Genomic DNA, 7,394 nt, shown 5'->3' with positions numbered 1-7,394 from the left:
TTTTATAAATTCTAAACCGAAGGCACCAATAAAACTTACAATAGCACCCATTAAAGTAGCATAAATAAATCGTTGTGTTAACACATGATAAAAAGTGTCTGGGTTGAAAGAATCTCTAAACCATGTCCCAAAAGCACAACCACCAATATTTCCCGCAGTAACGTAGGTAAGATATAGGAGGAAGAAGATAGAAAAGATATGATTATTTGTGAAAATGAATGGGAGAAAACCGCAAAGTAATATGGCTATACGGCTAATAGTGAGTGCAAATACTGCAATAGTTTTCCGTTTTTGATACCGCTCGATAAGAAGAGTTGAGGGAACTTGTAAAATTTGACTGAGAGGCATTAATGCACCCAATATGCCAATTGCCACATAACTTGCACCAAGATATAAGGCATAGGCGCTCAGGAATGCTCCTGTAGTAAGATTTAGCATTCCCTGAGCAAGTGTTGCATCGATTACAAAAAGAGTCTTATTTTTCTCAATGTAATCGGTGCATGTGGATTCAATTTTATTATGATTAGTTGAAACAATAACGCTCATAAGCAATATTTTGTGGTTTTAAGGAAAGCCATACAATATGTAGTGGTGCAAATAAATGTTAGTTTTAATACAAAAATTGCACATCGTGACGATGCGCTGTAAACATTTATTTATCTTTTTGTAATATCTTTTAGTAAAATTATACCATAAATGTAAAGAAATATTACATTTTTTAATGCAAAACTAATTAAAAAAGTTCCATGAACCTTCTATAACTGGAATAAACATGTATTTGAAGAAATTTATTGCACGATATTTCCGTTGTATAACAGATTTAGAAGTATATTTCCAGCCGAGGTTAAATATTATAATCGGGGCTAATGCACAGGGTAAGACTTCATTATTAGAGGGGATATATTTTCTTTCGTTATCACGGAGTGTAAGAACTAATAATGAGAAGGAGTTGGTTCAATATCAGAGGGAAGGGTTCCTTTTAAGTGGTGAAATTGTTACGGATATGGATAGTGATGGGTGTATAGTAATTGAGTCAAAATGGCAAAAGGGACATAAAAAGATATTAATAAATGGGGTAGAAATAGAGAAAGTAAGTGAGTTGATTGGAAAATTGAGGGTTATCTTTTTTACCAGTGATTTTTCCGATTTGGTGAGGGAAGGTGCTGGTTTTCGTAGAAAGTTTTTAGATATTCAACTTTCACAAACAGATACGAATTATCTTATAGCATTGCAGGGATACCAACGAGCCCTTCGACAGAGAAATGAACTACTTCGGAGAAAGAATGTCAATAAAGAGGAACTATGGGTTTGGGAAGTGCAAATGGCTGAACATGCGAAAATGCTGATACAAAAGAGGTGGGAGTTTATTGAGGCTATTTGTCCATTTGCAAGTCATATTCATTCGCAGATTGTTGCGGATGAAAAGCTTGAGATATGCTATGAACCTGATGTGGAGGAGGATTGTTTTTTGCAGTTGTTAGAACAGGGGCGTCCATCTGATATTCAAAGAGGAGTAACTCAGAGGGGACCGCATAGAGATGATATAGGGATGCGAATTAATGGTCATTTTGTGCGTCAATTTGCATCACAAGGTCAGCAAAAAACATGTGCTTATGCGTTGCGATTAGCGGAAGTATATCTTTGTAAGGAGAAGAAACAGGAAATGCCAATAATTTTGGCAGACGAATTATTTTCAGATTTAGACCCAGAACGAGGCAGGAAATTTTTGGAGGTGATACCTGAGCAAGTACAGGTTATAATAACTGCTGTGGATGAGAATATATGCAATAATGTATTAAAGGAAAGTAATAAATTTCGGATAAGGAAAGGTAATATTGAAAAGGCGTAAAGATAAACCTGAAAAAATATCGGATATTGCTGGAGGTTTGCCGAATTCAAGTGTAATTAAGACAGCATTCGAACTAATACCTGTTTGGAAACAATGGGAAACAATTATTGGTGAAGATTTTGCTGAGTATACAAGCCTTGCAGGATTTAAACGTGGTGTTCTTTATATTCAAGTGAAAAATACTGCTGTTATGCACCGTCTAACATTTGAAAAAGAGCGAATATTAGAAGCCATAAGAGGACTGCTCAAAAAAGATTTGGTTCAAGACATTTTTTTCGAACTTAATAAAGACGTAGAAGAATGAATTGTTTTTTGGAATTTGTTTTTTCTTAATTATTCGGAATTTGTATCTTCGTCAAAAAGGTCAGGTGTCTGTTCTTCTTCTGTTTCTTCTTCAATAATTATATTATCAGGGAGTTCTTCTTCCGTCTCGGTTTTTTTGATGGCTTTATCAGCAGAGGCGATTTTTGCACCTTCACGTAGGTTCATTAACTGAACACCCTTTGTGTTTCTACCAATGACTCGAATGCTTTTAACAGGGATGCGTAGCATTTTTCCATCGGTGGCAACGACTACAATATCTTCATCATCGCTGACAGTAAGCATTGCGACAACATTACCATTTCTTTCCTGAGTCTGGATATTAATAATGCCCTTACCACCGCGATGTTGTAGGCGATATTCTTTGACTTCTGTTCGTTTTCCATAACCATTTTCTGTAACGGTGAGTATGGTAAGGTTATCTTTTGCTACGGAGACTCCCACGACATAGTCATCTTTCTCTAATCGTATTCCTACAACACCTTGTGCGGTTCTCCCCATGGGACGCACGTCTTTTTCTGGGAAACGGATAGCCAGGCCAGAACGTGTAGCGAGAAGTACATTGTCGGTGCCAGAGGTTACAAGGACATCGATAAGTTCATCACCTGACTCTAATGTGATTGCCTGAATTCCAGTGGATCGTGGTTTGCTATAAGACGTAAGAGGTGTCTTCTTTACCATTCCTTTTTTGGTCACCATAAATAGAAATTTACTTTCGTCGTGTAGATTTTTTATTGAAAGGAATGCGGTTACTTTTTCTCTATCGCCGAGGGCAAGAAGGTTTTTGATATTTCTTCCACGTGCTGTTCTGCCTGCTTCGGGGATTTCGTGTACTTTACGCCAGTACACACGGCCTTCATTGGTGAAGAACATTAAATATTCATGTGCGGTTGCAGTGAATACATGTTTTACGAAGTCGTCTTCTGGGGTTTCCATGCCCATTACACCTTGTCCGCGACGACGTTGTTTGCGTGAGGTCGTTTGGGGCATTCTTTTGATGTATCCTTGATTGGATACGGTAATAATCATTGCTTCATCAGCTATTAGGTCTTCGATATCAAATTCTTCAATGGATTCTAAAATTTCGGTTTTTCGTTCGTCGCCATATTTTTCGCGAATTTTTTCGACTTCTTTTTTAACTTCGGCGAGTATGGTTTCGCGACTGGATAAAATATGTTTTAGCCGTTTTATTTCTTCTAATAAGTTCTTATATTCTTCAAGAAGTTCTTTCCTTTCTAAGCCTGTAAGGCGTCGTAATGGCATAGCAAGGATGGCTTTGGCTTGTTCTTGGGATATTTCTAATTTTTTGCAAAGTCGTGTTTGTGCTTCTTCTGGATTTGCTGATTTCCGAATTAGGTCAATAACGGCATCAATTTGGTCAATGGCTTTTAAGAGCCCTTCAAGAATGTGTGCGCGATGTTCTGCTTGTTGTAAGTCGTAGCGAGTTCTACGTTCGACAATCTCGGCACGGTACTGGACATAGTGCTGAATCATATCTTTAAGGTTCAGCACACGAGGGATATTGTTAACGAGGGCTAAGAAATGGATTCGAGAGGTAGTCTGTAATTGTGTGTGTTGGTATAGTTGATTTAGAACGACTTGAGGGTTGGCATCACCTTTGAGTTCAATGATGAGACGCATACCCTCTTTATCTGATTCGTCTCGGAGGTCTGTTATTCCTTGGACTTTATTGTTTTCTACTGCTTTTGCAATAGATTCAATAACATTCTGTTTTGTTACTTGATAAGGAATTTCTTCAACGAGCAAACTTTTTTTCTTTGTTTTTTCCTGAGATAGAACTTTAATGCGGGCTCGGATTTTTACTTGTCCTGTCCCAGTACGGTAAGCCTTACGAATTCCCTCTTTTCCGCAAATAATAGCACCTGTTGGGAAGTCGGGACCGGGAACAATTTCCATAAAATCTTCTACAGGTGCGGATGGATTTTCGATGTAATAAATGATAGCGTTACAAATTTCTGTGATATTATGGGGAGGACAATCGGTAGCCATTCCGACGGCAATGCCGTAGGAACCGTTAACCAATAGGTTTGGGAAACCTGAAGGTAGGACGGTAGGCTCTTCGAGACGGCCATCGAAGTTGGGTCTCATCTCGACGGTATTTTTCTCAATGTCGGTGAGCATTTCGAGAGCGATGGGTGTTAGCCGTGCTTCGGTGTATCGGTATGCTGCAGGGCTGTCACCATCGATGGAGCCGAAGTTTCCCTGTCCATCAACCATTGGATATCGCATGTTCCAGTCTTGTGCAAGACGAACAAGAGCATCATAGACTGCCTGATCTCCATGGGGATGGTATTTACCAAGGCATTCACCTACGATAGTGGCACATTTGCGGAATGGACGGTTTGGAGTTAATCCTAATTGGTGCATTACAAATAAGATTCGTCTCTGGACAGGTTTAAGTCCATCTCGTATATCGGGTAGAGCACGACTTACAATAACGCTCATCGAGTAATCGAGGAAAGCGGATTGCATTTCTTGTTCAATAGGGACTGGCTTTACATTTTCATTCACCGCCATTAGAAATTCTCCCAAAAAGTTTTTTTATGGTTTAGGTTCTTTTAAATATCAAGGTTTTGTACTTCGAGTGCATGTTTTTCTATGAATTGTCGACGTGGCTCAACTTCGTCACCCATTAATACGGTAAATATTTGCTCTACGGAAGTTTCATCGGCAATTTCAACTTTTAGCAGGGTCCTTTTTTCTGGGTCCATTGTTGTTTCGTAGAGTTGTTCTGCATTCATTTCACCCAGTCCTTTGTATCGTTGTATTACGAGGTCTTTTTTCCCTAATTCCATTAGGAAATTTCTCAGTTCCATTGGTGAATCTGTTTCGAATAACAAATTGTTTTCTTTGTTATCTTTGCTGAAAATTCGGAATGGTGGGTTTCCAAGGGCATTTGCTGATTCATACCAATGAAGATAGGAAGAGAAATCGGGACTTTTCATGAAAGCAATGTCTACTTGGTTTGGTAATCGGGTTATTTTTACGGGAGGTGTTGAATCTGTGTCACCGTTATCATTTTTTGGTGTGATGGAGGTGTTGATAAGTTCTTTTTCTTCACCAAAGATACGTTTCCATTCTTTTTGTGTAATTGCTTCGGGGTAGATAATTTTTTCACGGGGGAGTTCTCTAATTTTCTTGAGGTCTTCTATTGTTACTCCGTAGATTTTATTTAATCGATTAATGACCTTTTCGAGGTTTCGTATGGCTTCAATTGTTTTGATAAGCGTACGAACCTGAATCTGTTTTTCATCATTACTACTTTCGCCATTGCTTGCAACGACGCGGACATTTTCCATTACCGTTTCAAGAATGAATGCTTCGAACTCATGTTCGGAATGGGTGTAACGTGATTTTTTATTTCGTGTAATGCGGTAAAGAGGAGGTAATGCGATATAAAGATGTCCTTTGCGGATTAGCTCTGGGGTATAACGGAAAAAGAAGGTTAATAGTAATGTTCTTATATGAGAACCATCTACATCAGCATCGGTCATGATAATAATACGGTGGTATCGCAAATCATCGAGAGATAGTTCTTCTTTTGTTATATCGATACCTAAGGCTCTGAGCAACGATGCATATTCTCTATTTTCGAGGACTTTGTGTAGTCTGCTTTTTTCGACGTTAAGGACTTTACCACGGAGTGGAAGGATAGCCTGATACCTTCTATCTCTACCTTGTTTAGCAGAACCACCTGCACTATCACCTTCGACGATGAATAATTCACAAAGTTCTGGGTTTCGTTCAGAACAATCTGCTAATTTGGAAGCCTGTCCCAATATATCAAGGGCTGACTTTCTACGGACTCGTTCTTTGGCTTTTCGTGATTCTTCACGTGCTTCTGCGGCTTCTAATACTTTATCTGCTATTTGATTTGCGACGCGTGGATTTTGTTCAAAATATTCTTGAAGAGCGCTGTATACGATGGAGTTTACTAATCCTTGAACTTCGCTGTTTCCTAATTTATCTTTTGTTTGTCCTTCAAATTGAGGGTTGGGATGTCGAATTGAAACGACAGCAGTTAATCCTTCGCGGGTGTCATCACCAGAGACAGAAAAGTTCTTTTTTTTATTCAGGTTGTTTTTTTCTATCCAGTCTGTAATGCTTCGGGTTAATCCACTACGGAAACCTGTGATATGAGTTCCTCCACCTGGCGTGTGAATATTGTTTGCGAAACTAATCACTTGTTCATAGTAGGTTTTTACATACTGAATAGCAACTTCAACTTGGATGTCATCTTTACTTTTTGAGATGAAAATAGGTTTGTTATGGATAGGTTCTTTGCCTTTGTTTAAGTGTTTGACAAATTCTTCCAATCCGCCTTTATATTGAAGGGTGATAGGTGCTTCTTCGGTTCGTTCGTCAGTAAAGATAATTTTAAGCCCCGCGTTTAAGAATGCGAGTTCTCTTAGACGATTTATTAGTATTTCGGATTGGAAGACTACCTCTTCGAAGATGTCTGGGTCTGGTAAGAAAGTGACTCGTGTTCCTGTTCCTTTTGCTTTGCCACGTACTTCTAAAGGAGTAATGGTTTTGCCCCGTTCAAAAGCCATGTAATAAATTTTGTCGTCTCTTTTTACCTCAACTTCTAACCATTTAGATAACGCATTAACACATGAAACACCTACACCATGCAGTCCCCCAGAAACTTTGTAAACGCTATGGTTAAATTTGCCACCTGCATGGAGAACGGTCATAACCACTTCAAGGGCAGATTTCCCTTTGTGTGACCCTTCTTTCATTGGGTCGACAGGAATCCCTCTGCCATTATCTATAACTGTTACACTATTGTCTATATGTATAGTAACATGTATTGTATCTCCGTAACCTGCCATGACTTCGTCGACACTATTGTCAACAACTTCGTATACAAGATGATGTAGACCACGGACTCCAGTATCACCTATATACATTGCAGGGCGTTTTCGGACGGCTTCAAGTCCTTCAAGTACACCAATGGCATCTGCAGTATAAGCGTGATTAGAATTTTCTTTCATTTGCTCCACCTTTCTATCTGATTATGGGGAAAATCACTTCGTTGGAAAGGATTTTTAGGTAAGTTTATTATATCAAATTATGATAATAAGGGGCAATATAAATTCATATATTTTAGATAGATGAAATAATGTGTAAAGATTTTATTGGGGTATTTTAGGGGTGTAAAAGTGATATAAAAACTACCCATCCCTCCCTCTTGGTAAAA

Annotated in this window: 5 protein-coding genes; 2 read left to right on the top strand and 3 right to left on the bottom strand. The window is 38.7% G+C overall.

Going from position 1 to position 7,394, the window contains the following annotated elements:
- A partial coding sequence (locus tag PLJ10_06850; GenBank protein HOK09364.1) for a hypothetical protein occupies window positions 1-546 on the bottom strand: 546 nt, incomplete at its 3' end.
- Window positions 547-772: 226 nt separating this feature from the next.
- On the opposite strand from PLJ10_06850, the gene recF reads away from it, so the two are divergent.
- Both recF and PLJ10_06840 read left to right on the top strand, forming a co-directional pair.
- Complete coding sequence (gene recF / locus PLJ10_06845; GenBank protein ID HOK09363.1) at window positions 773-1,849, top strand: DNA replication/repair protein RecF; 1,077 nt, start codon at window positions 773-775, stop codon at window positions 1,847-1,849.
- Complete coding sequence (locus PLJ10_06840) at window positions 1,836-2,153, top strand: DUF721 domain-containing protein (GenBank protein HOK09362.1); 318 nt, start codon at window positions 1,836-1,838, stop codon at window positions 2,151-2,153. The genes recF and PLJ10_06840 overlap by 14 nt, the downstream gene beginning before the upstream one ends.
- A 29-nt stretch (window positions 2,154-2,182) precedes the next feature.
- Here PLJ10_06840 and gyrA read toward each other — a convergent pair whose 3' ends face one another.
- Together gyrA and gyrB are read right to left on the bottom strand one after the other, a co-directional pair.
- Window positions 2,183-4,708: a DNA gyrase subunit A gene (gene gyrA / locus PLJ10_06835; GenBank protein HOK09361.1), complete on the bottom strand. Its 2,526-nt coding sequence runs from the start codon at window positions 4,706-4,708 to the stop codon at window positions 2,183-2,185.
- Between the two features lie 41 nt (window positions 4,709-4,749).
- A complete protein-coding gene (gene gyrB, locus PLJ10_06830) occupies window positions 4,750-7,188 on the bottom strand; it encodes a DNA topoisomerase (ATP-hydrolyzing) subunit B (GenBank protein HOK09360.1) in 2,439 nt (812 codons plus the stop codon).
- Between the last annotated feature and the right edge of the window lie 206 nt (window positions 7,189-7,394).

Origin of the sequence: Candidatus Hydrogenedens sp., from assembly GCA_035361075.1 — a bacterium.
Taxonomy (GTDB): Bacteria; Hydrogenedentota; Hydrogenedentia; order Hydrogenedentales; family Hydrogenedentaceae; genus Hydrogenedens.
The sequence above is the reverse complement of the archived record's forward strand: the minus strand, read 5'-3'. Positions and strand labels throughout refer to the sequence as shown.